The 24,865-nt window shown below is 68.8% G+C and carries 23 protein-coding genes; 15 read left to right on the top strand and 8 right to left on the bottom strand.

The window, feature by feature from the left end; translation table 11 throughout:
- Positions 1-237: 237 nt before the first annotated feature.
- Positions 238-780: a hypothetical protein gene (locus FHY06_RS17770; protein WP_184605923.1), complete on the bottom strand. Its 543-nt coding sequence runs from the start codon at positions 778-780 to the stop codon at positions 238-240.
- A 121-nt stretch (positions 781-901) separates the two neighbouring features.
- On the opposite strand from FHY06_RS17770, the gene FHY06_RS17775 reads away from it, so the two are divergent.
- A complete protein-coding gene (locus FHY06_RS17775; protein ID WP_019653465.1) occupies positions 902-1,882 on the top strand; it encodes a LysR family transcriptional regulator in 981 nt (326 codons plus the stop codon).
- A 21-nt stretch (positions 1,883-1,903) separates the two neighbouring features.
- Here the strand turns inward: FHY06_RS17775 and FHY06_RS17780 are convergent, their stop codons facing one another.
- Positions 1,904-2,077 carry a hypothetical protein gene (locus FHY06_RS17780; protein ID WP_019653466.1) on the bottom strand — a complete coding sequence of 58 codons (174 nt, stop codon included), beginning with the start codon at positions 2,075-2,077 and terminating at the stop codon, positions 1,904-1,906.
- 125 nt (positions 2,078-2,202) lie between these two features.
- Between FHY06_RS17780 and FHY06_RS17785 the strand changes: the two genes are divergently transcribed.
- Together FHY06_RS17785 and FHY06_RS17790 are read left to right on the top strand one after the other, a co-directional pair.
- The gene (locus FHY06_RS17785) at positions 2,203-3,030 is read left to right on the top strand and encodes a metallophosphoesterase (protein ID WP_184605924.1); all 828 of its coding nucleotides are present in this window, start codon (positions 2,203-2,205) and stop codon (positions 3,028-3,030) included.
- A 73-nt stretch (positions 3,031-3,103) separates the two neighbouring features.
- Complete coding sequence (locus FHY06_RS17790; RefSeq protein ID WP_260310503.1) at positions 3,104-4,612, top strand: amidase; 1,509 nt, start codon at positions 3,104-3,106, stop codon at positions 4,610-4,612.
- A gap of 36 nt (positions 4,613-4,648) precedes the next feature.
- On the opposite strand, the gene FHY06_RS17795 is transcribed toward FHY06_RS17790, so the two are convergent.
- Positions 4,649-5,386 carry a GntR family transcriptional regulator gene (locus FHY06_RS17795; RefSeq protein WP_019653469.1) on the bottom strand — a complete coding sequence of 246 codons (738 nt, stop codon included), beginning with the start codon at positions 5,384-5,386 and terminating at the stop codon, positions 4,649-4,651.
- Positions 5,387-5,648: 262 nt separating this feature from the next.
- Between FHY06_RS17795 and FHY06_RS17800 the strand changes: the two genes are divergently transcribed.
- The 8 genes from FHY06_RS17800 to FHY06_RS17835 all read left to right on the top strand — a co-directional run bounded on the left by FHY06_RS17800 (position 5,649) and on the right by FHY06_RS17835 (position 13,553).
- Entirely contained in the window at positions 5,649-6,986 is a 1,338-nt protein-coding gene (locus FHY06_RS17800) for an aromatic ring-hydroxylating dioxygenase subunit alpha (RefSeq protein WP_184605925.1), read from the top strand.
- A 25-nt stretch (positions 6,987-7,011) separates the two neighbouring features.
- Positions 7,012-8,460 carry a glutamine synthetase family protein gene (locus FHY06_RS17805; RefSeq protein ID WP_184605926.1) on the top strand — a complete coding sequence of 483 codons (1,449 nt, stop codon included), beginning with the start codon at positions 7,012-7,014 and terminating at the stop codon, positions 8,458-8,460.
- 117 nt (positions 8,461-8,577) lie between these two features.
- Positions 8,578-8,901, top strand: coding sequence for a 2Fe-2S iron-sulfur cluster-binding protein (locus tag FHY06_RS17810; protein WP_019653472.1), 324 nt, complete (start codon positions 8,578-8,580; stop codon positions 8,899-8,901).
- A 98-nt stretch (positions 8,902-8,999) separates the two neighbouring features.
- Complete coding sequence (locus FHY06_RS17815; protein WP_184605927.1) at positions 9,000-10,199, top strand: ABC transporter substrate-binding protein; 1,200 nt, start codon at positions 9,000-9,002, stop codon at positions 10,197-10,199.
- A gap of 58 nt (positions 10,200-10,257) precedes the next feature.
- Positions 10,258-11,118 (top strand): branched-chain amino acid ABC transporter permease, encoded by an 861-nt coding sequence (locus FHY06_RS17820; RefSeq protein WP_126183464.1) that lies wholly within the window; start codon positions 10,258-10,260, stop codon positions 11,116-11,118.
- Positions 11,115-12,077, top strand: coding sequence for a branched-chain amino acid ABC transporter permease (locus tag FHY06_RS17825; RefSeq protein ID WP_132801800.1), 963 nt, complete (start codon positions 11,115-11,117; stop codon positions 12,075-12,077). Before FHY06_RS17820 ends, FHY06_RS17825 begins: the two co-directional genes overlap by 4 nt.
- The gene (locus tag FHY06_RS17830) at positions 12,074-12,856 is read left to right on the top strand and encodes an ABC transporter ATP-binding protein (protein ID WP_184605928.1); all 783 of its coding nucleotides are present in this window, start codon (positions 12,074-12,076) and stop codon (positions 12,854-12,856) included. The genes FHY06_RS17825 and FHY06_RS17830 overlap by 4 nt, the downstream gene beginning before the upstream one ends.
- Positions 12,849-13,553, top strand: a complete 705-nt coding sequence (locus tag FHY06_RS17835; protein ID WP_184605929.1) for an ABC transporter ATP-binding protein — start codon at positions 12,849-12,851, stop codon at positions 13,551-13,553. Before FHY06_RS17830 ends, FHY06_RS17835 begins: the two co-directional genes overlap by 8 nt.
- A 105-nt stretch (positions 13,554-13,658) precedes the next feature.
- Here FHY06_RS17835 and FHY06_RS17840 read toward each other — a convergent pair whose 3' ends face one another.
- The 4 genes from FHY06_RS17840 to FHY06_RS17855 form a co-directional block, all read right to left on the bottom strand.
- On the bottom strand, positions 13,659-14,819 hold the full coding sequence (locus FHY06_RS17840; RefSeq protein ID WP_184605930.1) for an ABC transporter substrate-binding protein: 1,161 nt from the start codon (positions 14,817-14,819) through the stop codon (positions 13,659-13,661).
- A gap of 96 nt (positions 14,820-14,915) precedes the next feature.
- On the bottom strand, positions 14,916-16,229 hold the full coding sequence (locus FHY06_RS17845; RefSeq protein ID WP_184606174.1) for a cytochrome-c peroxidase: 1,314 nt from the start codon (positions 16,227-16,229) through the stop codon (positions 14,916-14,918).
- 2 nt (positions 16,230-16,231) lie between these two features.
- Positions 16,232-17,809 (bottom strand): metallophosphoesterase, encoded by a 1,578-nt coding sequence (locus FHY06_RS17850; RefSeq protein WP_019653480.1) that lies wholly within the window; start codon positions 17,807-17,809, stop codon positions 16,232-16,234.
- A gap of 122 nt (positions 17,810-17,931) precedes the next feature.
- Entirely contained in the window at positions 17,932-19,509 is a 1,578-nt protein-coding gene (locus tag FHY06_RS17855) for a phospholipase D family protein (RefSeq protein WP_126183469.1), read from the bottom strand.
- Between the two features lie 72 nt (positions 19,510-19,581).
- Here FHY06_RS17855 and FHY06_RS17860 point away from each other — a divergent pair, with 72 nt between their 5' ends.
- Entirely contained in the window at positions 19,582-20,811 is a 1,230-nt protein-coding gene (locus FHY06_RS17860; protein ID WP_184605931.1) for a spore maturation protein, read from the top strand.
- On the opposite strand, the gene FHY06_RS17865 is transcribed toward FHY06_RS17860, so the two are convergent.
- A complete protein-coding gene (locus tag FHY06_RS17865) occupies positions 20,793-22,802 on the bottom strand; it encodes an alkyl/aryl-sulfatase (RefSeq protein ID WP_184605932.1) in 2,010 nt (669 codons plus the stop codon). The two genes, FHY06_RS17860 and FHY06_RS17865, sit on opposite strands and share 19 nt — an antisense overlap.
- A 73-nt stretch (positions 22,803-22,875) precedes the next feature.
- Here FHY06_RS17865 and FHY06_RS17870 point away from each other — a divergent pair, with 73 nt between their 5' ends.
- Genes FHY06_RS17870 through FHY06_RS17880 form a run of 3 tightly spaced genes read left to right on the top strand, consistent with a single transcriptional unit; the run spans position 22,876 to position 24,857 of the window.
- Positions 22,876-23,805, top strand: a complete 930-nt coding sequence (locus tag FHY06_RS17870) for a LysR family transcriptional regulator (protein WP_184605933.1) — start codon at positions 22,876-22,878, stop codon at positions 23,803-23,805.
- Between the two features lie 6 nt (positions 23,806-23,811).
- Complete coding sequence (locus tag FHY06_RS17875) at positions 23,812-24,357, top strand: flavin reductase family protein (RefSeq protein WP_184605934.1); 546 nt, start codon at positions 23,812-23,814, stop codon at positions 24,355-24,357.
- A complete protein-coding gene (locus FHY06_RS17880) occupies positions 24,354-24,857 on the top strand; it encodes a BON domain-containing protein (protein WP_132801775.1) in 504 nt (167 codons plus the stop codon). The genes FHY06_RS17875 and FHY06_RS17880 overlap by 4 nt, the downstream gene beginning before the upstream one ends.
- Positions 24,858-24,865 lie beyond the last annotated feature (8 nt).

Below are 24,865 nucleotides of genomic sequence, written 5' to 3' on the forward strand. Positions count from 1 at the left end.
GAAGACTTTCTTCACCACATACAACCAGCATCCCAGGACACCAGCCGCTTCAACAACACAAGGCCGTCAGTAGCGAAGCCCTCGAGTATATGACAGATTTTCTCGGCCCGTCAACTTCCGCACGATTCTTTTTGATCAGCCCTCACGCCAGACCAAGACAAGCCTTAGAAGTAGGCCAAAAAAGGAAAGCCGCCCCTAGGGCGGCTTTCTTCATCCAGCGCTTCGCTTCTCTACTTATTAGTAGTAGCGCGAGCTGTTCATACGGCGCATCGCTTCGTACAGCGTGGGCATGCGCACTTCCTGCGAACGGACATTCATGCGGGCCAGCGCATCGATCTTTGCTGCCTCGGTTGCCGACACGGTGCCTTCCGACTGCTGGCGCCACATGGCGGCCTGCAGCTCCTGCATCACGCGCGGGTCGCTCTGCGCAGTGGCGAGGAAGCGGGCATCCGCATGCGCGGCGGCACGGCGTCGAGCAGCGGCGCGCCATGCCGAGGCAAGGCGGCCCTGGCGGATCGAGCCTGCGAACAGTGCGAACAAGGCAATGGCTGCAATGCAGAACACCGCCCAGGCAGCGAGCAGGCCGCCTTCGTTCCAGTTGGAAACGAGCGACTCGGTCACCACCAGCACCGCCGCCGCGATGGCGACGATCAGCAGTGCGATGAGCGGGCGGGCGCCGTTGGCACCGGCGCGGGCGGCCTGAATCTGGCCGAACAGGACTTCGGCGCGACGCACGCCGGGGTGGACAGTAGGTTGGTCAACGTGAACGAAGCTGGTCATGATGCATCCCTCCTGGGACATTGGTAATCAGTGGTGGCGAACAAGGCCGATGGGGTGATATTAGGGATTACCCCAGTGTTTATCCACTTTATCTTTCTGATGTTTATCATTCACACTGCTGATGGACGTCAACTTTCGCACGCTTGACCTCAACCTCCTCCGCGTCTTCGACGAGGTGATGGCAGAGCGCAACCTCACGCGCGCGGCCCGGAACCTGTCCATCACCCAGCCGGCGGTGAGCAACGCGCTCCGGCGCCTGCGGGAAGTGCTGGGGGACGAGCTGGTGCGCCGCTCCGGCGCAGGCGTCGAACCCACCCCTCGTGCGCTCGCCCTGTGGCCGACCGTGCGCGATGCCCTGCGCCAACTGCAGCACACGCTCGCGCCCGGGGAGTTCGACGCGGGCACGGCCGACACCACCTTCCTGCTGGCCATGGCGGACGCAACCGCGGCCGAGCTCATACCAGGCCTGGTGCAGATTGCGGAAAAGGAAGCCCCGGCCATTTCGCTGCGCGTGCTGCCGCTGACCACGCGCGACCCGCGCCGCATGCTCGAGCAGGAAGAAGTGGACATGGCCGTCGGCTACTTCCCGGCGGTGATCGCCAGCCTCGCCGCGCGCGGCCAGTCGGGCGTGGGAGTCCCGTTCGAGACACAGCGGCTCTACCTGGGCCAATATGTATGTGTGATGCGGCGCGGCCATCCGCTGGCGAAAGCGCCGCTGACGCTCGATGACTACTGCGCGGCGCGGCATCTGCTGGTGAGTTTTTCCGGCCGTCCCTACGGCTTCATCGACCAGACGCTGGGCGCGATGGGGCGTGAGCGGCGCATCGTGGTGACGGTGAACCAGTTCTTCACCGCGGGCCGGGTGGTGGCCAATTCCGATCTGCTGACCGTGCTGCCCCGTCACTTCGTGACCGTGACCGGCATCGACGACCAGCTTGTGCTGCGCGACCTGCCCTTCGACCAGCCGCCGGTGCACGTGGACGCCATCTGGCACCGGCGCGCCCAGCACGGGCACTCTCACGAGTGGCTGCGTAATGCGCTGCTGCGCTCTGCAGCCGCGGCTTTCGCCGGGTCGGTCCTCGGACAGAAGGTGCCCGACTGACCTTGCTCGTCAGTCAGTGGATCAGCGGACGACGCTGAGCCAGGCGCTGGCGGCGGCGCGCAGTTCCTGGGCATGACGGGCGCCACGGCCGGCGCGGATGTCGGCGCTTTCCATCAGGGCGGCGGCGTGGCTGGCCGGCGCATTGGCGCTTGAAGAACGGAAGAAACGGGCCACTTGGGCGAGAAGGCTGAACATGATGGTGCGCGGCTTGTGGCTGCGCTGGAGTGGTTGATGTTTCAAGAATAAGGGTTAACCCTATAAATTCAACCCAAACCTTATGCGTGTCATGCATGGGGCAATTCACCTAGACTGGCCCGACGATGAAGCTGCAACTGCTTTCCGACCTGCACCTGGAGTCCCACCCGCACTTCCGGGCCGAGCCGCTTCCCGGTGCCGACATGCTGGTCCTGGCGGGCGACATCGGCTCTTACCAGCAGGGCTCCCGCCTGATCGACCCCGATTTCGGCCTGGGCCGCTTCTCGCCCCGCAACGGATGGCCGGTGCCGGTGATCTACGTGCCGGGCAACCACGAATACGACAACGTCGACTTCGACGAGACCCACGAGCGCCTGCGCACGCTCTGCGACGAGCTCGATATCATCTGGCTGGAGCGCGAATCCCGCGTGATCGAAGGCGTCCGCTTCGTCGGCACCACGCTCTGGGCCGATTTCGACGCGCTCGCCGAGCCGACCGACAGCCTTGCCGAAGCACTCAAGAAGCGCGGCAAGGCGATGCGCGCGGCCGATTTCTATCTTGAAAAAGCGGCCACCATGCGTAACGGCGAACTCTTCCTCGCCGCGCAGCTGCGGGAGCAGGCGCTCGCCTGCCAGGACTGGCTCACGCAGGCGCTGGCCGAGCCTTTCGATGGCACCACGGTGGTCGTCACGCACTTCGCGCCCAGCCTGGAGAGCGGAGACCCGCGCTACGGCCTGACACCGGGCACCGCGGGTTTCTGCAACGCGCTCGACGCGCTGCTGCCCCGCGCGCAGCTCTGGCTGCACGGCCATCTGCACTGTCCGTCCGACTATGTGAAGAACGGCTGCCGCGTGGTCGCCAACCCGCTGGGCTACGCGCGCAACGGCGAGCAGGAAGGCTACAGGCCGCAACTGGTGATCGAGGTGCCCGACACCCGGCAACCGCAGCGGTAACGGCCGGCAACGCCTCCGCAGCCTCGGCTGTGTAGACTGGCCCGATTCCATCCGAACGATGGGGGAGCGCGCCATGACGCAGCAGCAGAAACAACAAGGACGTCGCCACTTCCTGCAGCAGGCCGCCGGCGCCGCCGCGACCACCGGCGTGCTCTCGTTCTGGCCGCAAGCCTTCGCCCAGAAAGCGCCTGAGGCGACCACCGGCCGAGCCCTGGGACAGCTCTCGATGGCGGAGATGTCGCGCCGCCTCGCCGCCGGAAGCCTCAGCAGCAGCCAGCTGGTGGAAGAAGCGCTGGCCGCCATCCAGAACCCCGCCGGCGAGGGCGCCCGCACCTTCATCCGCGTGCATGCCGATTCGGCCCGTGCCACCGCCGCGCGGCTCGACGCCGAGCGCAAGAGCGGCCGACCTGCCGCGTCGCCCATCGCGGGCATCCCGATCTCGCTGAAGGACCTGTTCGACGAAGCCGGCGTCACCACGCTGGGGGGCTCCACGGTGCTGGCCGGCCAGCCGCCGGCCGCGCGCGATGCCATCGTGGTCGAACGGCTGCGGCGTGCCGGCGCGATCATCATCGGGCGCTCCAACACGGTCGAGTTCGCCTACACCGGCCTGGGCATCAACCCGCACTACGGCACGCCGAAGAACGCCTACGACCGCGCGACGGGCCGCATCCCCGGAGGCTCGACTTCGGGCGGCGCGATCTCGCTGACCGACGGCATGGCGGCCGGCGCGATCGGCACCGACACCGGCGGATCGCTGCGCATCCCGGCGGCCCTCAACGGACTGGTGGGCTTCAAGCCGACGCAGCGGCGCGTTCCGCTCGACGGCGTGCTGCCGCTGTCGACCTCCTTCGACTCCGCCGGGCCCATAGCCTGGACGGTGGAAGACTGCGCCCTGCTCGATGCCGTGCTCGCCGCCGAGCTGCCGCGTCCGCTGCGGGTGCTGCCGATGCGCGGCCTGCGCTTCGCGGTGCCCGGGACCTTCTTCCTCGACGAGCTCTCGCCGCCGGTGGCCGCGGCCTTCGCGTCGGCACTGGCCAAGCTCTCTGCCGCGGGCGCGACGGTCACCGAGCTGCCGATGGCCGAGTTCGCGAAGGCGCCGAACATCAACCCGCGCGGCATGATCACCGCCGCCGAGGCCTTCACCTGGCACCGCGAGTTCATCAAGACCGGCGCCGCCAGGTACGACCCTCGCGTGCTGGCCCGGATCAGGACCGGCGAGACGATCACCGCGCCCGACTACCTGCAGCTCCAGGCGCTGCGCCGTCAGTTCATCCGCTCGATCAACACCGCGGCCGCAAGCTACGACGCGATGCTGATGCCCACCACGCCCGACATCGCGCCGCCCATCGCCGAGGTGCTGAAGGACGACGACACCTACTACCGGATCAACGGCCGCATGCTGCGCAACCCCTCGGTGGTGAACCTGTTCGACGGCTGTGCGCTCTCGGTGCCCTGCCATGACGCGGGCACCGCGCCGGTGGGGCTGATGGTGGCCGGCATCGGCAACACCGATCACCGGCTGCTGGCGGTCGGCGCGGCGGTGGAAGCGGTGGTGACGCCGCGGCGCGCTCTCAGCAGCTGAGCGCCGTACCGCCAGGCGGCCGCCGGCGCCCGGAATTCAGGCGCCGCCGCGGCCCTTCGCCACCAGCTTGATGCCCGGCATGAGCTCGGCCGCGAGTTCGGGCCGCTCCAGCGCGTAGTCGAGGTTCATGCGCGCGATCTCGACGTGCTCCTCGCCCAGCGCCTGCGCGCGCGAGCCCTGCCCGCGCTCGATGGCCTGCACCATCGCATGGTGGGTGCGGTGCGCCTGGCGCATCCACTGCTGGCCCTCTTCCATCGACGACTGCATCGGCAGCATCGCGCTCGGGGCGGCGAAGGGCTGGCCGCCGAGCATGTCCATCACCCGCTTGAGCGCGAGGTTGCCGCAGCCTTCGATGATCAGCTTGTGGAAGCGGTCGTTCATCTCGACGTAGGCGGCGTAATCGTCGAGCTCCATGCTGGGCTTGTTCACGGCGCGGTCGCCGTCTTCCAGGCAGTCCTTCAGGTCGCGCAGCAGCTGGCGCGAGGCGCCGTCCTCGGCCAGCAGGCGCGCGGCGAAGCCTTCGATCACGCCGCGCACGCGGATGGCGTCGGCCACCTCCTGCGAGGTGAAGCGGCGCATCTGGTAGCCGCCGCTGGGCGACTGCTCGATCAGCCCTTCGTGCTCCAGGCTGGCCAGCGCCAGCCGCACCGGGGTGCGCGAAGCCTCGAGCTTCTCGGCCAGCGGGATCTCGGCCAGCCGCTCTCCGGGCACGAATTCGCCCTTGAGGATCATGTCGCGCAGTTGCACGAGCACGCGGGATTGTTGGGAGTCCATGGACGAATTCTAGGAGACGGGCCCCGCATTGCACGCAGCGTATTTACTCTGGCTCGGTTGTTGCATACATTGCTTCACAAGCAGTGTCAAAAACCGACGATACCCTCAGCGTTTACCCTGATTTTGGCCTTTGAAAGCCCCAGATTGGGGCAATTCTGCAGATGAAAGTTTGACCGGGATCGAGGATCACCAAGACAATGCATACAGTTGCATGCAATGGCTGCAAGCCTCTTTCCACAGTCCCCACGATGGAGCCCGCACGATGATCAGCGCAGAGCAGAACGATTTCATCACCCGCGTCGGACCCGGCGCCCCCGCCGGCAAGCTGCTGCGCCGGTACTGGCAGCCGGTGGCCCTGGCCGACGAACTGGCGGGTCCGCGCCCGGTCAAGCCGGTGAAGCTCATGGGGCAGGACTTCGTCCTGTTCCGCGACGAGAACGGCCAGCTCGGCATGCTCGACCGCGACTGCCCGCACCGCGGCGCCGACCTCGCCTTCGGCCGGCTCGAGAACGGCGGCCTGCGCTGCGCCTTCCACGGCTGGCTGTTCGACGCCAAGGGCAACTGCCTCGAGACCCCGGCCGAGCCCGCCACCAGCAAGCTGTGCACCCGCATCAAGCAGTCGGCCTATCCGGTGGTCGAGAAGAGCGGCGTGGTCTTCGCCTACATCGGCGAGGGCGAGCCCCCGGCCTTCCCCGAGTTCGACTGCTTCGTCGCGCCCGACAGCCACACCTTCGCGTTCAAGGGCCTGTTCGAGTGCAACTGGCTGCAGGCGCTCGAGGTGGGCATCGACCCGGCACATGCCTCGTACCTGCACCGCTTCTTCGAGGACGAGGACACCTCCGAGAGCTACGGCAAGCAGTTCCGCGGCGCCTCGGCCGACTCCGACATGCCGATCACCAAGGTGCTGCGCGAGTACGACAGGCCCGACATCAGCGTCGAGCCCACCGACTACGGCTTCCGCCTGAAGGCGCTGCGCAAGCTGTCGGAAGACACCACCCATGTGCGCGTGACCAACCTCGTGTTCCCGCAGGCCTTCGTGATCCCGATGAGCTCCGAGATGACCATCTCGCAGTGGCACGTGCCGGTGGACGACACGCACTGCTACTGGTACGCCATCTTCACCAGCTTCACCGGCCCGGTCGACAAGCAGCAGATGCGCGAGCAGCGCCTGAAGCTCTACGAACTGCCCGACTACACCTCGCGCAAGAACAAGCGCAACAACTACGGCTACAGCGTCAAGGAACAGCTCACCGAGACCTACACCGGCATGGGCGACGACATCAACGTGCACGACCAGTGGGCGGTGGAGTCGCAGGGCCCGATTCAAGACCGCACGCGCGAGCACCTGGGCAGCACCGACAAGGGGATCATTGCCTACCGCCGCGTGCTGGTGAAGGCGATCGAGGCCACGCTCGCTGGCGAAGGCGCACCGATGGTCATCGACGCCGCGCAGGCCAGCGCCATGACCGGGCCGCCCTCCATCGACGGCATCGGCCGCAACGTCGCCGACGAGGCCGCCACCGAGGCCTACTGGCAGGACGCCGACCGCGCCCGGCGACTGAAGTCGGACTGGGCCTCCGCACGCCTGGCCGCCGCCTGAGCCCCGCTCACAGGACACAAGCGCCATGAGCAGCCACACATTCGTCGACCGCTTCGGCCTCTGGAGCGAAGACCAGCACGCGCAGGCCAGGGAACTGGTGCGCCGCATCGACGGCGGCGAGGTCGACCTCGTCCGCTTCGCCTGGCCGGACCAGCACGGCATCCTGCGCGGCAAGACGCTGGTCGCGGCCGAGGCGCGCTCGGCCCTCTGGGAGGGCGTCAACCTCACCTCGACCCTGCTGGCCAAGGACACGTCGCACAAGACCGTGTTCCCGGTATTCACCCAGGGCGGCGGCTTCGCGGTCGAGGGTCTGCAGGGCGGTGCCGACTTCACCATCGTGGCCGACCCCGCCACCTTCAAGGTCCTGCCGTGGTCGCCGCGCACCGGCTGGGTGATGTGCGACGCCTACATGGCCGACGGCAAGCCCTGCCCCTTCGCCACGCGGCAGATCCTGCAGCGCGCGGTGCGCCAGCTCGACGAGCTGGGGCTGGACTTCATCGCCGGCCTCGAGATGGAGTTCCATGTCTTCAAGCTCGACGACGCGCGCATGGGGCTGGCCGACTCGGGCCAGCCCGGCGAGCCGCCGCGCGTGTCGCTGCTCTCGCACGGCCACCAGTACCTCACCGAGCTGCGCTACGACCGCGTCGACGGGCTGATGGAGCTGCTGCGCTCGCAGCTCATGGCGCTGGGCCTTCCGCTGCGCTCGCTCGAGATCGAATTCGGCCCCAGCCAGTTCGAGCTGACCTTCGGTCCCACGGCCGGCGTCATGCCCGCCGACACCATGGTGCTGCTGCGCAGCGCCATCAAGCAGGTCTGCCAGCGAAACGGACTGCATGCCACCTTCATGTGCCGGCCGAAGATCCCGAACGTGATGTCCAGCGGCTGGCACCTGCACCAGTCGCTGCGCCGCAAAGGCGACGGGGTCAATGCCTTCATGCCGGAAGCCGCGGGCGGGCAGCCGCTGAGCGAGACCGGCATGCACTACCTCGGCGGCCTCAAGGCGCACGCCTGCGGCGCCGCGGCGCTGGCGAGCCCCACCATCAACGGCTACCGGCGCTACCGCCCCTTCTCGCTCGCGCCCGACCGCGCGATCTGGGCCAAGGACAACCGCGGCGCGATGCTGCGCGTGCTCGGCGGCCCGGGCCAGTCGGCCACCCGCATCGAGAACCGCGTGGGCGAGCCGACGGCCAACCCGTACCTGTATCTGGCGTCGCAGCTGTTCTCGGGCCTCGACGGCATCCGCAACCGGATCGACCCCGGCCCCTCCGCCGACGCGCCCTACGAGACGCCGGCCGAGCAGCTGCCCCGTTCACTGGGCGACGCCCTCGCCTGCCTGCGCCGCGACGAGATGCTCAACGCGCAGATGGGCAAGACCTTCGTCGACTACCTCTGCCACATCAAGGAAGCGGAGATCGCCCGCTTCAACCTCGAAGTCAGCGAGTGGGAACACCGCGAGTACTTCGACATGTTCTAAGCATGACGCACACCCCCAGGCTTGCCCACTCCGTGTGGCCTCCCATCCCCTTGCAGGGGGCAACACCGGCGGCCCGGCAAAGCAGGTTCCGCTGCGCCCCCCATTGAAGAAACCTCCATGCCCACGATCCACTACATCCTCAAGGACGGCACCACGCGCGAGGTCGACGCCAAGGTCGGCGCCAGCGTGATGGAGACCGCCATCCGCGGCAACGTGCGCGGCATCGATGCCGAGTGCGGCGGCTGCTGCTCCTGCGCCACCTGCCACGTCTACGTGGACGACGCCTTCATCGACCTGCTGCCGCCGCCCGACGACATGGAGAGCGCGCTGCTCGACGTCGTGGCGTCGGAGCGCCGGCCCGGTTCGCGGCTGAGCTGCCAGCTCAGCATCACCGCGGCCTTCGATGGCCTCACTGTGCGCGTGCCCGATACGCAGGTCTGACGCCTGGCTCGGGCATCATCGCGCGCTTCGCTTGCACCCGGTTACACGAAAGCAGCGCCCCGTCGGGCGCATCCACTCCACCTGAAAGGTCCTTTTCCATGACGATGACCAAGAGAACCCTCCTCTCGACCCTGCTTCTGGCCGGCCTCGGCCTCGCGGGCGCCACGGCGCATGCGGCCGACGAGCCGCTGCGCATCGGCCTCATCGCCACCTACTCGGGCCCGTATGCCGACTACGGCCGCCAGTTCGACGCCGGCATCGCGCTCTACCTGAAGGAGCACGGCGGCAAGGTGGGCGGCCGCACCGTCGAGATCATCAAGAAGGACACTGCCGGCCCCGCGCCCGACGCCGCCAAGCGCATCGCGCAGGAGCTCATCGTGCGCGACAAGGTGAACGTGCTCACCGGCCTGGACTTCAGCCCCAACGCCTACGCCGTGGGCGCCATCGCCACGCAGGCGAAGATCCCGACCATCGTGATGAACGCGGCCTCGTCGGCCATCACCACCAGCTCGCCCTACGTGGCGCGCCTGTCGTTCACCGTGCAGCAGGTCACCGACCCGATGGCGCGCTACATGCTCAAGGAAGGCATCAAGGACGCCTACACCGTGGTCGCCGACTACGCCTCGGGCGTCGACGCGGAAACCGCCTTCAAGAAGACCTTCACCGCCGGCGGCGGCAAGGTCTCGGGCGAGGTGCGCACGCCGATGAACAACCCCGACTTCTCGGCCTACGTGCAGCGCATCAAGGACGCCAAGCCCCAGGCCGTGTTCTTCTTCTTCCCCTCGGGCGTGATGCCGCCGGCCTTCCTGAAGGTCTGGAAGGAGCGCGGCATGGAGCAGGCCGGCATCAAGCTCTTCGCGACCGGCGAAGCCACCGACGACAGCTACCTCGACGCCACCGGCGACGTGGCGCTGGGCCTGGTCACCAGCCACCACTACTCCTTCGCGCACCCGTCGCCGAAGAACCAGAAGTTCGTGAAGGACTTCGCCGCCGACAACGGCACCAAGCTGCGCCCGAGCTACTTCGCCGTAACCGCCTACGACGCCATGGCCGCCATCGACCTCGCGCTGGCCAAGACCAAGGGCGACACCGCCGGCGACAAGTTCATGGACGCGCTCAAGGGACTGAGCTTCGAGAGCCCGCGCGGCCCGGTGGAGATCGACCCGGTCACGCGCGACATCGTGCAGACCGTCTACATCCGCAAGACCGAGCGCGTGAACGGCCAGCTGGTGAACGTGGAGTTCGACAAGTTCGAGCGCGTGAAGGACCCGGCGAAGGAAGGCGCGGCCGCCAAGTAGGCGCGCTGCAGACCGATCGTTCAGTCAATCAGCCAGCGAGTCAGCCAGCGGGAAATTCATGGGCATCGTGATCTTCGACGGAGTGGCCTACGGCATGCTCCTCTTCCTCATCGGCGTGGGCCTGTCCATCACGATGGGGCTCATGAATTTCGTCAACCTCGCGCACGGCAGCTTCGCGATGGTGGGCGGCTATGCCGCAAGCGTGCTGATGAGCCGGTTCGGCGTGGGCTTCGGCCTCTCGCTCGCCGCCGCCTTCGTGGCGGCGGCCGTGCTGGGCGCGGTGCTGGAGTTCGTGTTCTACCGGCGCCTGTACCGCGCGCATCCGCTGGATCAGGTGCTGCTGTCGATCGGCGTGGTGTTCGTGTCGATCGCGGCCTTCACCTACTTCTTCGGCCCGACGATGCAGCCCTTCGCGCTGCCGCCGGCGCTCGACGGGCAGGTGTCGCTGGCGGGCCTGGAAGTGGGCCGCTACCGGCTCTTCCTGATCGTCTGCGGCGTGCTCGTGCTGGCCGCGCTGCTGCTGGGCCTGGGCAAGACGCGCTACGGCGCGATGGTGCGCGCGGCGGTCGACAACCAGCGCGTGGCCGGCGGCACCGGCATCCACGTGCAGCGGCTCTTCTTCCTGACCTTCTCGCTGGGCTGCGGCCTCGCGGGCCTGGGCGGCGCGCTGAGCCTGGGGATGCTGGGGCTGGAGCCCTCGTTTCCGCTCAAGTACCTCGTCTACTTCCTGATGGTGGTCTGCGTCGGCGGCGCGGGCACCGTCACGGGGCCCTTCATCGCGGCGCTGCTGGTCGGCATCGTCGACGTGGCGGGCAAGTACTACCTGCCGGAGACCGGCGCATTCCTCATCTACGTCTTCATGATCGTCATGCTGCTGGTGCGGCCGAACGGCATCGTCGCGAAGAAGGGGCTCGCATGAAAGCCCTGAACCTTTCCCCCGCGCAGCTGCGCATCGCCGAAGCGGCCTTCTGGCTCGCGCTGGCGTCGAGTTTCTTCCTGCTGCCCGACAAGCTCACGCTGATGAGCCAGGTGCTGATCTTCGGCCTGTTCGCGGTGTCGCTCGACATGGCGCTGGGCTACGCGGGCATCCTCACCGTGGGCCATGCGGCCTTCTTCGGCGCCGGCGCCTATGCGGCCGGCCTGCTGGCCAGGTACGGCTGGAGCGAGCCCTTCAGCGGACTCGTGTTCGCGCTCGCTGTGTGCGGCGCGCTGGGCTATGCGCTGAGCTACCTGGTGGTGCGCGGCGCCGATCTCACGCGGCTGATGATCACCATCGGCGTGTGCGTGCTGCTCTACGAACTGGCCAACCGGCTCTCGGGCATCACCGGCGGCACCGACGGGCTGCAGGGCGTGGTCATCGCGCCGGTGCTCGGCTTCTTCGAATTCGACCTCTACGGCAAGACGGCGTTCGGCTACGCCTTCGGCGTGGTGCTCGCGATGTTCCTGCTGGTGCGGCTGGTGCTGCGCTCGCCCTTCGGGCTGGCGCTGCGCGGCATCCACGACAGCCGCAAGCGCATGACGGCCATCGGCTCGCCGGTGGAGGCGCGGCTGCGCATGGCCTACGCCTTCTCGGCGGCGGTGGCGGGCGTGGCGGGCGCGCTGCTGGCGCAGACCACGCAGTTCGTCGGCATCGAATCGATTGGCTTCAACCGCTCGGCCGAAGTGCTCATCATCCTGGTGCTCGGCGGCACGGGGCGGCTCTATGGCGGGATGATCGGCGCCATCGTCTACATGCTGGTGCACGACTGGTTCGCCGACATGAACCCGCAGTACTGGATGTTCTGGCTCGGCATCTTCCTGATCGCCGCCGTCATGCTGGGACGCGGCGGCATCATGGGCGCGCTCTCACGCCTCGTTCGCACGGGTAAGGCGCGATGACGAACACCACGCACACCCTGCGCACGCAGGACCTCGGCGTGCGCTTCGGCGCCTTCCAGGCCGTGGCCGAGGTGAACCTCTCGCTCGAACCCGGCGCGCGGCAGGCGCTGATCGGCCCCAACGGCGCCGGCAAAACCACGCTCATCAACCTGCTGACCGGCGTGCTCAGGCCCACCAGCGGCAGCATCCACATGGGCGCGGCGGACATCACGCGACTCTCCGGCGACAAACGTGCGCGAATGGGTCTGGCGCGCACCTTCCAGATCAACACGCTCTTTCCCAGCCTCACGCCGCTGTTGTCGGTGGTGCTGGCGATCAGCGAGCGCGAAGGGCTGGGCGCCACCTGGTGGCGGCCGCTGAAGGGCTGCACCGCGGTGTTCGACGAAGCCCATGCGCTGCTTCGCACGCTGAAGCTCGACGGTCTCGCCGACGTGCCCGTGGCCGAGCTGGCCTACGGCAAGCAGCGGCTGCTCGAGATCGCGCTCGCGCTGGCGGCGAAGCCCCGCATCCTGCTGCTCGACGAGCCGGCCGCCGGCGTGCCGGAGGACGACAGCGGCGAGCTGTTCGAGGCCATCGCGGCGCTGCCCGCGGACATCAGCGTTCTCTTCATAGAGCACGACATGAAGCTGGTCTTCCGCTTCGCTCGCCGCATCTCGGTGCTGGTGGGCGGACGCATCCTCACCGAGGGCACGCCTTCGGAAATCGGCGCCGACCCGCGCGTGCGCGAGGTCTACCTGGGCAGCTCGCACCTCCACCACCACCCACACCCACATGCCTGAAGCACTCGCCTTCGACAACGTCACCGCCGGCTATGGCAACGCCGTGGTGCTCGACCGGCTCGACTTCTCCCTGCAGAAGGGCGAGAGCCTCGCCATCCTCGGGCGCAACGGCGTGGGCAAGACCACGCTGCTCGAGACGCTGATGGGCAACACCCGCGTGATGCAGGGCGCGATCCGCTGGCAGGGCACGGACATCGTGCGCTGGCCCTCGCACCAGCGCGTGCGCGCGGGGCTGGGCTGGGTGCCGCAGGAACGCGAGGTGTTCCCCTCGCTCACCGTCGAGGAGAACCTCACCGTGATCTCGCGCCTGGGCGGCTGGAACCTCAAGCGCGTCTACGACTTCTTCCCGCGCCTGCGCGAGCGGCGCAGCAACTACGGCAACCAGCTCTCGGGCGGCGAGCAGCAGATGCTCGCCATCGGCCGCGCCCTCATGACCAACCCGAAGCTGCTGCTGCTCGACGAGCCCATGGAAGGCCTCGCGCCGATCATCGTGGAGGAACTGGCGGCGGCGATCCGCCGGCTGTGCGAATCGGAGGGGCTCGCGTCGATCGTGGTGGAGCAGCACCCGGTGCTGGCGCTGGAGATGACGCACAAGGCCATCGTGCTGGAGCGCGGCACGGTGGTGCATGCGGGGCCCAGCGCGGAACTGGCGGCCGACCAGGAGCTGCTGGAGGGCTTGCTGGGCGTCGGGGTTTGATTGCAGGCCCCCGCGGAACCGGCTTTGCCGGGCCGCAGGCGTCGCCCCCGGTAAGGAGGCTGGCGAAGCTATACGAAGCGCGCGAAGCCTGGGGCAGTACTTGGCCTAGCTCAGCATCTGTCCGCGGCTGCCGATGACGGCCACGTCCACGAACTGGCCGCCTTCGCGGTTGGTGCGTCCGTAGTTGATCTTCACGCCGCCGAGGTCGAAGTTCTCGATGCTGGCGAGGCCCGACATCACCGAGGCGCGCGTGAGCGTGCCACCCGCGCGGCGCATGCCTTCGGCGAGCACGGCCGCGTTCAGGTAGCCCTCCAGGCTGGTGAGCGAGAAATCCTTGACGCCGTTGGCCACCATGTCGGCCTGGTAGCGGCGCACGACCTCGAATCTGGTCGCGTACGGCGAGGGCACGACGATCACGAAGCCCAGGCCCTTGGCCAGGTCGCCCATGGCCGACAGCGCGCTGGCCGTGATGGACAGGCCGTAGGCCGAGCTGCTGTTGCCCGCCTCGCGCAGCGCCTTCAGGAACACCGGCGCCGTGCCGGCCAGCCCGACAACCACCACCTGCGGCTTGGCCTTGGCGATGGCTGCTGCGGCGGGGCCCACTTCCATGCTGGTGGTGTTGGGCGTGGTCGCGATGACCGCGGGCTCCAGCTTGGCCTTGGCCAGCGCGCTCTTGAAGGCCGCCAGCACCGACTGACCCAGCGGGTCTTCCGAATGCACGAGGCCGATGCGGCTCTGGCCCAGCACGGCGGCGGTGCTCACGAGCTTCTCGACCTCCTGGTCGTAGTTGGCGCGCACCCAGAAGGTGTTGGGCGCATTCTTCTTGCGCAGCGAGATCGTGCCGGTGATGGGCCCCACCACGGCCATGCCGGGCACCGCATCCATCACCTCGGCCGTCTGGCGCGTGCCCAGGGGGTGCACCAGCGCGAGCACCGAACTGTCCTTCTCGAAGGCCAGGGCGTTGGCCTTGGCCACGTCGGGCTTGAAGGTGTCGTCGGCCATCACGAGCTCGACCTTGGTGCCGTTGATGCCGCCGGCCTTGTTCAGCGCGTTGAAGAAGGCGCTGGAGCCCTGGTAGAGGCCCTGGCCGTTGGCCTTCTCGACGCTGCTGTTGTCGAAGGTCGTTCCCACGCGCACCGGCCGGTTCTGCGCGAGCGCCGGAAAGCCGAGGCCGGCGGCGGCAGTGGCGGCGGCCAGGCCGGTCAGCGCACGCCGACGGCTGGTGGAAAGCGGCGCAATCGACTCGCGCGGCATGGGAACGGTCATGGTCGAAGTCTCCGGAAGTGAATGCGTCTGTGACAAAAGTTCACACTCTTTCGAGGAATGTAACGCACCTTCCCGCCCGGAAGATGACCTTGGCGGCTACTTCTTGGCCGGCTTCGGCATGGCCGCCACATAAGGGGCATCGGTCAGCGTGCCGAGGAAGGCGCTGATCTCGTCGATCTCCTCCTCGGTCAGCGCGGGTGTTGTGCCGGGGCGACGGTTCATCGGGGTGGAGTTGACGTTGATGTTGCCCCGGTAGGCGGCGGGCACGTCGTCGAAGGTCGGCTTGCCGTGGTACCACTTGGCGGGATCGGTGGAACGCGTGGCGTAGAACGCGACCGCCTCGCGCAGGGTGGTGAACACGCCGTTGTGCATGAAGCTCTGGCGCACCGCCACGTTGCGCAGTCCCGGCGTGCGGAAGTAGCCGCACCACTGGTTCGGCTCCGGCCAGCGCAGCCGGGCCGCCGTGCGGCACAGGCCGTTGTCGAAGCGGCGCGCATCGCGGTTGGCCGGCAGCGCGAGGTTGCGCGGCACGGCGATGGCGTCGTAGCCGAAGTCGGTGAAGAGCGAGCGCTCCGGCCGGCTCGCCGTGTCCGACAGCGTGTGGCACGACATGCAGTTGCCCTTGTCGGGGTTCTTGAACAGCGCGAGGCCGCGCATCTCCTGCGGGCTCAGCGGCGCTCGCTTGCGCAGGTAGTCGTCGAAGCGGGAGCTGAAGGGCGCCATCTCGTCGCTCTGCAGGTATGCCTGCAGCGCCTGGCCGATGCCCTTCACCGCCTGTTCGGGGTCGCGCAGCACGCGCGGCCCGAAGGCCAGCGACATCGCGGGAGCCAGGTCGGTGCCGCGCAGCTTGCGCAGCAGGCTCTGCGGCGAGGCGTTGTTCATCTCGTCGGGGTCGAACAGCGGGCCGCGCGCCTGCTCGGCGAGCGTGTCGGCACGGCCGTCGGCGAAGAGGCCGCCGAAGGGCGAGGCGAAGGGCGCGTCGTCGTCCTGGTAGAAGTGCCGCCGCGGCACGTAGCGCACGTACAGCAGCGACGGCGCCGTGCGCGCGCTGAAACGGCCCGGCCGGCTGCCCTGCGGCGTGCGCGGGCCCGACAGCGAGGCCGCGTTGAGCGTCGAGGTGAAGGCGCGCAGCGGATCGTGGCAGCTCGCGCACGAGGTGCCCTGCGGCTGCGAGAGGCGCGTGTCGAAGAAGATGCGCCTGCCCAGCGCGGCGAGCGCCGGGTCGGGCCTGAACGTGGCCTCGGTGGGATCGATGCGCGCGGAGACCTTGGGCGTGGCGCCGATGCGTTCGACGACCACGCTCGGCGGGCCGCCCGGGTTGATCTCCACGGTAGTGGTCGCGGCAAGGGCGACGGCGGCAGCGCCCGCCCAGGCTACGCAGGCAGCCGCCATCGCCGGCCCGGCGCGCATCGTCACGGCGTCAGGAAGCCGGTCTTGTCGCAGGCCAGCGTGCGGCCGGTCTGCTGGCAGGTGGCGAGCAGCTTGCCCGCCACCGTGTAGGCCTTGAAAGTCCAGCCCACGGCGGGCGACGCCTTGCGCTCCATCAGCATGAAGCCGAAGCTGCTGTGGTGCGTGATGCGGTCGACCGTCACGTCGGGCGCGGGCGCCGTGCCGGCGGGCAGCGGATCGGGCAGCGCCACGTCGAGGTTGTCCCCGCCGTTGCCGGACACCACCGTAGCGGGATGGTCGGTGGCGAAGTTCAGCGCCTGGAAGTCGTGCACGTGGCCGTGCAGCGCGATGTGCACGCCGCTCGGGTAGTAGGCCTTGGGGTTGAGGTTGCCCATCACAGACTGCAGCGCGAGGTTGCCCGAGGCCGGGGTCTGGCCCGCGACCGGCGCGAAGGCCAGGATGGGATGGTGGTTGGTGAACATCGTGGTCGTGATGCCGGGCTTGGCGGCCAGCGTCGCGACGGTCTGGAACTGCTTCTGGTAGGCGATGAACTGCGGATCGTTGGTCGCCAGCGCCGCCTTGCCGGCCTTGGCCGAGTCGAACACGATGACCTGCGACCCCGTGCCCAGCTGCACCGCGTAGGGCTCGGAGTAGTTGCCGGTGCTGTCGTTGGCCGGGTCGTTGCACGAGCGCTTGTCGGCATACGGGCGCGGATCGAGGAAGCGCATCCAGCCCTGGCCGCCGCGTGCGCATTCCTCGTGGTTGCCGCGCACCACGATCCACGGTGCCTTGGCCAACAGCGGTGCAGCCGGCTTGAAGAAGTCGGCCTGCCAGGTGTCCCAGCCGTAGCCCCAGGGGCTGTCCTTGCAGCCGGCGATGTCGTCGGGGCAGACGTTCTCGCGGTAGTGGTAGTCGCCGATGTGCAGCACCAGGTCGGGGTTGAATCCGGCGCCGGTGGCTGCGATCGGCGCGAAGGGCCATACCGTGCTGTCGTTGCAGGGCTGGTAGGCCTTGTCGGCCTTCTTCAGGCGGCAGCCGGTGTCGGCGAGCACCAGCACGCGCTGCGGCTCGGCCTTGGGCAGTGGCAGGGTGCGGGTGCCGATGGCGGCCTGCTTCGCGTCGGCCGGCAGCGTGGTCTCGCAGGCCGACACGGGAAAGGCGGAGGGCTTGGAATCGGCCGGGTCGCTGGCGGTGGTGCGCAGCGCCATCGTGCCGGCGGCCACGCGCAGGGTCATGCGCGTCGTCTTGCCGTCCACCGTGATCTGCGGGCACACGGCATTGGCGTCGGCCGTGGTGGCCGAGGCCGGCGCGGTGTAGCTGGTGATGGCGCGCGCGATGGCGGCGTTGTTGTCGCCGATCTCCACCCACGTGGCCTGCAGGTTGGCGTCGGCCGAAGCGGCGTCGGACTGCGGGGCGGGCGCGGGAGCCGGCGCAGGCGCCGGAGCGGGTGCTGGGGCCGCCGGCGGCCCCAGGACGATCGACTGGCCGTTGTCGCCGCCGTTGCAGCCCTGCAGCAGGATGGCGGTGCAGGCCAGGCCGGCAAGCCAGCGCAGGTCGGGCATGGCGCGCGGCGCGGGGGCCGCGGTGGGGGTGGTGCGCATCGGGGAATCCCTCTGGTTGTTGTGTCGTGGGACGCCGCAATCTAGAGGGCCAGTGTGCAATCCGTATTACACGGCCACGGTGCGCCAGGGTGGCGCGGAGAGCGCAGGAGGCAAAAGAACGGCTACAGCAGCTCTTCGCCCACGATGGGCAGAAGCAGCCAGTTCTTGAAGCGCAGCCAGAGGAACTCGCCCGGTTCGTCCTCGTGGACGATGTCGCCGCCGGCGTCGTCGTACTCCAGCCACTGGACGCGCCGGCCGTCGGGGCCCAGGCGCAGGCGGTAGCCGAGGTTCACGCGCTCGCCGCTCATGAGCCGGTCGTAGTCCTTCACCAGTTCGGGGCTGTCGATGACCAGCCCGATCTCGGTGTTGACCGCGGCCGAGCGGTGGTCGAGGTTCATCGAGCCGATGAAGAAGCGCTCGTCGTCGACGATCGCCAGCTTGGCGTGCAGCCGGCTGATCGACTTGCCGAAGTCGCCGAAGCGCCCCGAGCGCCCGGTGAGCGTGGGCGCGATCTCGTAGATGGTGACGCCGATCTTCAGCATGTCGGCGCGGTAGCGCTCGTAGCCCGCATAGGCCAGCGGCTCGTCGGTGGCGCCCAGCGAGTTCGTCACCACCGTGATGCGGCCGCCGCGGTCGATGGCCTTCTTCATCATCGCCATGCCGCGCGCGCCCGGAATGAAGTACGGCGAGCCGATCTTCACCTCGCGCTCGGCCGAATTGATGACGCTGAGCGCGCCCTCCGTCACGCTGCCGGCGTAGGCGGCGTCGGCCTTGCGCGTGATCTTCTCGGGGTCGTCCACGAACAGCGTCGACGGCGCCCAGTAGCGCTCCACGTTGCCGGCGATGAGCTGCTGCCCCACGGGCGACTTGTCGAGCACGTCGCGCTGGTGCATGGCCACGTCGGGCACCGCGGTGCGCGCGATCTCGTCGAAGCGCTTCTGCGCCTGCTCCACGGGCATGCGCAGCGGCGCGATCTGTTCGATGGGGCGCACGTGCTCGCTGTTCCAGTAGCGGTCGAAGCCCTCGGACATCTGGCGCACCACCGGGCCGCTGGAGAGCACGTCCATGTCGATGAAGTTCGCCGCCGTGCTGCGCATGAAGTATTCGTTGGCGATGTTGCGCCCGCCCGAGACTGCGAAGCTGTTGTCGGCCACCAGCAGCTTGTTGTGCATGCGGTGGTTGATGCGGCCGAAGTCGCTCAGCGAGAACAGCAGCCGCGTCGCCAGCGAATCGGCGCGCGAGGGCAGCGGGTTGAACAGCCGCACCTCGATGTTCGGGAAGGCCGACAGCGTGCTGAACACCTCGTCCTCGCCGCCGGTGTAGAGGTCGTCCACCAGCAGCCGCACGCGCACGCCGCGCGCTGCGGCCTCGCGCAGCTCCTTGAGGAACAGCAGGCCGACGTCGTCCTTCTGGATCAGGTAGTACTGCACGTCGAGCGACTTCTCTGCGTGCCGCGCGAGCGAGATGCGCGCGTCGAACGCGAAGGCTGCCTCCGGCAGCAGCCTGAAGCCCGAGAGCGAGGTCGACCCGCCGGGCGTCCCCTTGGCGGCGAGCTGTCCGAGCTCGGTCTGCGCCACGTCGGTGAAGGCCGTGACCACCGGGCGCGGCTGCGGCGGCGGCAGGCTCGCGCAGCCCGCCAGCCAGAGGGCGGCGGCGCCCAGGGCGAAGGCGGCGAATCGGCGGACGGTGGAGGCGCGCATGGGCCGAACTGTAGCTCGCGGCGGCCCCCGATGGCGGGCCTATCATCGAAGCGAAACAAAAGGAAAAGAAGCGTGCTCAACGGCTTGTGGCTGGGTTTCTTCGGGGTGGCGACACTGGCGGCGCTGGGCCGGTGGCTCGTGGGCGGCGACCCGACGGTGTTCGCGGCGCTGGTCGAGGCGCTGTTCGCGATGGCGCGCCTGGCGGTCGAGGTGATGGTGCTGCTGTTCGGCACGCTGACGCTGTGGCTGGGCTTCCTGCGCATCGCCGAGGCGGCAGGGCTGGTCGGCTGGCTCGCGCGGCTGCTGGGGCCGCTGTTCCGGAGGCTCATGCCGGGCGTGCCGGCGGGGCACCCGGCGCTGGGGCTCATCACCATGAACTTCGCGGCCAACGCGCTCGGGCTGGACAACGCGGCCACGCCCATCGGCCTGAAGGCGATGCGCGAGCTGCAGCGGCTGAACCCCGACCCTGTGACGGCCACCAACGCGCAGATCCTCTTTCTCGTGCTCAATGCCTCGTCGCTGACGCTGCTGCCGGTCACCATCTTCATGTACCGGGCCCAGCAGGGCGCGGGCGACCCGACGCTGGTGTTTCTGCCGATCCTGCTGGCCACCAGCGCCTCCACGCTGGTCGGGCTGCTGTCGGTGGCGGTGGCGCAGCGGCTGCGGCTGTGGGACCCGGTGGTGCTGGCCTACCTGTTGCCGGGCGCGCTGCTGCTGGGCGGCTTCATGGCCCTGCTGGGCACGCTCTCGGCGGCGGCCATCGCCTCGCTGTCGTCGCTGCTGGGCAACCTCACGCTGTTCGGCGTGATCGTCGTGTTCCTGCTGGCGGGCGCCATCCGGCGCATCAAGGTATACGAATGCTTCATCGAGGGCGCGAAGGAAGGCTTCGACATCGCGAAGAACCTGCTGCCCTACCTGGTGGCGATGCTGTGCGCCATCGGCGTGCTGCGCGCCTCGGGCGCGCTCGACTTCGCGCTCGGCGGCCTGCGCTGGCTGGTGACGGCGGCGGGGCTCGACGCACGCTTCGTCGACGCCATGCCCACCGCGCTGGTCAAGCCCTTCTCGGGCAGCGCGGCGCGCGCGATGCTGATCGAGACCATGAAGAGCCACGGCGTCGACAGCTTCCCTGCCCTGGTGGCCGCCACCATCCAGGGCAGCACCGAGACCACCTTCTACGTGCTGGCGGTGTACTTCGGTGCGGTCGGCATCCAGCGCACGCGGCACGCGGTGTCGTGCGCGCTGATGGCCGAGCTGGCGGGCGTGGTGGCTGCCGTCGCGGTCTGCTACTGGTTCTTCGGCTGAGCCTTCGGCTCGACGATCGGGAACATCGGCTCGAAGGTATCGAGCATCGACATCAGCTCCGCCAGCTTCGCGCGGTCGCCGTCGATCTTCACCTTGCCCGCGAGCACCGCCGCCGGGAAGCTCGTTTCCTTCAGCGTGATCGCGTCGAGCGTGGCGCGGTTCAGCGTCACCGTGGCGTCGGCGTCGGGCTGGCGGCCGGCGATGTGCGTGAGCGCGGAGTTCTCCAGCGTCAGCACGAACTGCTCGTTGGAATCGGTGAAGTTCCAGTTGATGGCCATCTTCTTTCCCTCGGCCTTGGCGGCGTTCAGCCGCACGCCCAGGAAGTCGAAGAACAGGGCGTTGCTCACGGCCTTGAGCGAATCGGCATTGGCGCTGTTGCCGCCCGCGATCTTCGGCACGCCGTTGCGCAGCTCCATCGCGCCCACCAGGTAGGCGCTGCGCCAGGTACCGGCTTCCGACTGGTAGCCCATCTGCTCGAGCGCATCGGCGCCCAGCTCGCGGGCCGCGCGGTTGGTCGGGTCGGCGTACACGACCTGGCTCATCGCGCTGGCCACCCAGCGGAACTCGCCCTTGCCGAAGTCTTCACGGGCGCGCGCCAGCACCGCATCGGCGCCGCCCATGTACTCGACGGTCTTCTTCGCATAGGCCACCGGCGGCAGCGGGTTCAGGTTGGCGGGGTTGGCGTCGTACCAGCCCAGGTACTTCTGGTAGACGGCCCTGGCGTTGTGCCGCAGCGTGCCGTAGTAGCCGCGCGCGGACCACTCCTGCTCCAGGCTCGCTGGCATGCGCAGCGTCTCGGCGATGTCGGCAGCGGTGTAGCCCTGGTTGAGCAGGCGCAGCGACTGGTCGTTGATGAACTTGTACATGTCGCGCTGCTTCTTCAGCAGGTCGACGATCCGGTCCTGCCCGAAGGTCGGCCAGTGGTGCTGGGCGATCAGCACTTCGGCCTTGCCGCCGAAGGCCACGCGGGCCTCGTCGATGTACTTCGACCACAGGTTGCCGTCGCGCACCTCCGCGCCGCGGATGGTGTAGAGGTTGTGCATGTTGTGCGTCACGTCCTCCGCCATGTTGAGCACGCGGAACTGCGGCAGGTACATGAGCATTTCCGACGGCGCCTCGGAGCCCGGCACCAGCCTGAAGACGAACTGCACGCCGTCGATGGTGCGCTCCTCCGTCGGCTTGTCGATGGTGGAGGTGGGCGCGATCAGCGACATGGTGCCGCGCGCCAGCGCCTTGCCCAGGCCGGTGTCGACCTGCCCGCGCGGACCCGGCGGCAGCAGTGTGCCGAACTGGTACTGCGAGCGCCGGCTCATCGCGTTGCCCGCGAGGATGTTCTCGGCCACGGCCGTTTCCATGAAGCCCGAGGGCGCGAGCACCTGCACCTTGCCTGCCTTCACGTCGGCCTCGTCGACGACGCCCTTCACGCCGCCGAAGTGGTCGGCGTGGCCGTGCGTGTAGATCACCGTGCCCACGGGCTTGCGCGGGCGGTGCTGGTAGTAGAGCTCGAGCGCGGCGCGCGCGGTCTCGGCGGCCAGCAGCGGATCGATGACGATCAGCGAGCTGTCGCCTTCCACGATGGTCATGTTGGCGATGTCGAAGCCGCGCACCTGGTAGACGCGCTCGGTCACCTTGAACAGGCCGTGGATCGCGTTGAGCTGCGCCTGCCGCCACAGGCTGGGGTTGACGGTGTCGGCCGGCGCGTCCGCCTTGAGGAAGTCGTAGGGCTTCATGCTCCAGACGGGGCGCACGCCGGCGCCCGGCACCAGCGCGTCGGGCACGGTGCCGACGAAGCCGTGCATCGCGTCCTCGAAGTCCTGCCGGTTGGCGAACGGCAGCGTCTTCGCCATCTCGGCATTGGCCTTGAGCGTGGAGGGCTCGGGCGCCTTGGGCGCGGCCTGCGCGAAGGTGGCGGACGGTGCGGCCAGCGCGCATGCAAGGGCAATGAGCGCGGCGGAGAAGGACGAAGGAGAAGCTGGCAAGGAAGAAGTCATCCGGCGATTCTGCGAAGCGACCGAATCACTGGCAAATGCAAAATATGCGCGTTCTTTTTAACTCAAACGCAAAATGCAGCTACGCCAGCTCCAGCATCTCGTCGCCCTCGCCGACCAGGGCAGCTTCGGCCGCGCGGCCCAGGCGGTGCATCTTTCGCAGCCCGCCCTCTCGCGCAGCATCGAGAACCTGGAAGAGAACCTGCAGGCCCGCCTGGTCGACCGCGCCTACGGCAGCGTGCGCTTCACCCAGGCCGGCGAGCTGGTGCTGGCACGCGCGCGCGAGCTGCTGGCCGACGCGCAGCAGATCGCGCGCGACGTGCTGCAGCTCGAAGGGTTGGCCATCGGCAGCCTCGCGGTCGGCTTCGGCCCCTTTGCCGCCGGCACGCTGGGCCGCGCCGCGCTGTCGCTCATGACGCAGCGCCATCCACAGCTGCAGATGCGCATGGAGGTGGCCGACACCGCCACGCTGTGCGAGCGCCTGCACCGCCGCGAACTCGACCTGTTCGTGGCCGACACACGCGACCTGACGAAGCAGCAGCCCGGCCTGAAGCTCGCGCGGCTGCCCAACCTGCCGGTGTCCTTCTTCGTGCGGCCGAAGCACCCGCTGCTCAAGCTCAGGCCGCAGCCCGTGCGCCTCGAAAAGCTCATGGACCATCCCGTCGCCGGCCCGCGCCTGCCGGCCGAGGTGGCGCTGCAGTTCGACCGGCTCGCCCCGCGCGGCGACCGCGGCGTTTTCAACGTGACCTGCGACGACACCGGCACGCTGCGGCACCTGGCACTCACCGCCGGCGCGGTGATTCTCGCGCCGGTCGCGCCTGTCCACAGCCATCCGGGCCACGACACCGACACGCTGGTTCCCCTGCCGGTGGCGGGCCTGGAGCGCATGCAGACGCACTACAGCCTCGTCACGTTGGCGGCACGCACGCCCTCCCCGGCCGCAGCCGCCTATACCCGGCTGGTGACCGAGTTGATGAGCCCCGGCGGGCAGGCCGGCGGGCGCTGAGCCAAAATGGGCCTCCCGCATCCGGCCTTTGTTTCTTTTTCCGTGACCACTCCCCGCCGGGCCCAGCCGCCCTCCTTTTCGTCCGACGAGTTCCGTGAAGCCCTCGGCATGTTCGCCACCGGCGTCACCGTCGTGACCGCGCGCGCGGCGAACGGCACGCTGGTCGGCCTCACTGCCAACTCCTTCAATTCGGTCTCGCTGACCCCGCCGCTGGTGCTGTGGAGCCTGTCTCGCGCGGCCGGCTCGATGCCCGCGCTGAGCGCCGGCTCGCACTACACGGTGAACATCCTCGCGGCCAACCAGAAGGCGCTGGCCGAGCGCTTCGCCGCGAAGAACATCGACCGCTGGGCCGACGTGGCCTACACCGAAGGCCTGGGCGGCGCGCCGGTGCTCGTGGGCGCTGCAGCCAGCTTCGAGTGCTTCAACCGCAGCCGCTACGACGAAGGCGACCACGTGATCTTCGTGGGCGAGGTGGAGCGCTGCTCGCACGATGCAGGCGCCTCGCCGCTGCTCTTCCACGGCGGGCGCTTCTACACGGAGCATCCCTTGTGACGCTTCGCCCTGCGCTCCTGCTTGTCCTGCTGCTCGCCGCGCAGGCCGGTACGGCGCAGGAAGCGAACGGACCTGTCAAGCAGAACTGGTTCGACGACCCGTTCTTCCAGATCTCCTCGGGCCTGCCGGCCTGCGCCGTGCCCGAGGGCCCGTTCTATACGACCGAGGAGCGCCGCCTGCAGACCCACTCGCGGCTGGAGCGCGGCACCACCTGCTGGCTGGCCGGCAAGTGCGCCGACAGCAACGCCTACCGCTACGACAAGCCGCTCGCGCCCAAGGTGCGCGCCGCGCTGCTGGCCGTACCGGGGGTGAGGAAGGGCAGCGTCTGGGTGGTCATCCAGCGCCGCTGGGTGTACCTGCAGGGCTGCGTGCCGGACGCGGCGCTCGCCAGGAAGCTGGAACGCGCCGCGCGCGCGGTGCCCGACGTGGAGACGGTGGTGCCCGACCTGATGACGGGCACGCGGGGCAAGCCGCCCTATCCGGTGGCATCCGCCAGATAGAGACAGAG

Origin of the sequence: Variovorax atrisoli, from assembly GCF_014195185.1 — a bacterium.
Classification (GTDB): Bacteria; Pseudomonadota; Gammaproteobacteria; order Burkholderiales; family Burkholderiaceae_C; genus Variovorax; species Variovorax atrisoli.

Bases quoted from the DNA above. Each gene is read 5' to 3' on its own strand.
- FHY06_RS17790 (WP_260310503.1), top strand. From the start codon at position 3,104: ATGACGCAGCAGCAGAAACAACAAGGACGTCGCCACTTCCTGCAGCAG.
- FHY06_RS17865 (WP_184605932.1), bottom strand. From the start codon at position 22,802: ATGACTTCTTCCTTGCCAGCTTCTCCTTCGTCCTTCTCCGCCGCGCTC.
- FHY06_RS17870 (WP_184605933.1), top strand. From the start codon at position 22,876: ATGCAGCTACGCCAGCTCCAGCATCTCGTCGCCCTCGCCGACCAGGGC.
- FHY06_RS17775 (WP_019653465.1), top strand. From the start codon at position 902: ATGGACGTCAACTTTCGCACGCTTGACCTCAACCTCCTCCGCGTCTTC.
- FHY06_RS17795 (WP_019653469.1), bottom strand. From the start codon at position 5,386: ATGGACTCCCAACAATCCCGCGTGCTCGTGCAACTGCGCGACATGATC.
- FHY06_RS17855 (WP_126183469.1), bottom strand. From the start codon at position 19,509: ATGCGCGCCTCCACCGTCCGCCGATTCGCCGCCTTCGCCCTGGGCGCC.
- FHY06_RS17830 (WP_184605928.1), top strand. From the start codon at position 12,074: ATGACGAACACCACGCACACCCTGCGCACGCAGGACCTCGGCGTGCGC.
- FHY06_RS17845 (WP_184606174.1), bottom strand. From the start codon at position 16,229: ATGCGCGCCGGGCCGGCGATGGCGGCTGCCTGCGTAGCCTGGGCGGGC.
- FHY06_RS17785 (WP_184605924.1), top strand. From the start codon at position 2,203: ATGAAGCTGCAACTGCTTTCCGACCTGCACCTGGAGTCCCACCCGCAC.
- FHY06_RS17800 (WP_184605925.1), top strand. From the start codon at position 5,649: ATGATCAGCGCAGAGCAGAACGATTTCATCACCCGCGTCGGACCCGGC.
- FHY06_RS17780 (WP_019653466.1), bottom strand. From the start codon at position 2,077: ATGTTCAGCCTTCTCGCCCAAGTGGCCCGTTTCTTCCGTTCTTCAAGC.
- FHY06_RS17850 (WP_019653480.1), bottom strand. From the start codon at position 17,809: ATGCGCACCACCCCCACCGCGGCCCCCGCGCCGCGCGCCATGCCCGAC.
- FHY06_RS17820 (WP_126183464.1), top strand. From the start codon at position 10,258: ATGGGCATCGTGATCTTCGACGGAGTGGCCTACGGCATGCTCCTCTTC.
- FHY06_RS17810 (WP_019653472.1), top strand. From the start codon at position 8,578: ATGCCCACGATCCACTACATCCTCAAGGACGGCACCACGCGCGAGGTC.
- FHY06_RS17805 (WP_184605926.1), top strand. From the start codon at position 7,012: ATGAGCAGCCACACATTCGTCGACCGCTTCGGCCTCTGGAGCGAAGAC.
- FHY06_RS17770 (WP_184605923.1), bottom strand. From the start codon at position 780: ATGACCAGCTTCGTTCACGTTGACCAACCTACTGTCCACCCCGGCGTG.
- FHY06_RS17875 (WP_184605934.1), top strand. From the start codon at position 23,812: ATGGGCCTCCCGCATCCGGCCTTTGTTTCTTTTTCCGTGACCACTCCC.
- FHY06_RS17840 (WP_184605930.1), bottom strand. From the start codon at position 14,819: ATGACCGTTCCCATGCCGCGCGAGTCGATTGCGCCGCTTTCCACCAGC.
- FHY06_RS17815 (WP_184605927.1), top strand. From the start codon at position 9,000: ATGACGATGACCAAGAGAACCCTCCTCTCGACCCTGCTTCTGGCCGGC.
- FHY06_RS17825 (WP_132801800.1), top strand. From the start codon at position 11,115: ATGAAAGCCCTGAACCTTTCCCCCGCGCAGCTGCGCATCGCCGAAGCG.
- FHY06_RS17835 (WP_184605929.1), top strand. From the start codon at position 12,849: ATGCCTGAAGCACTCGCCTTCGACAACGTCACCGCCGGCTATGGCAAC.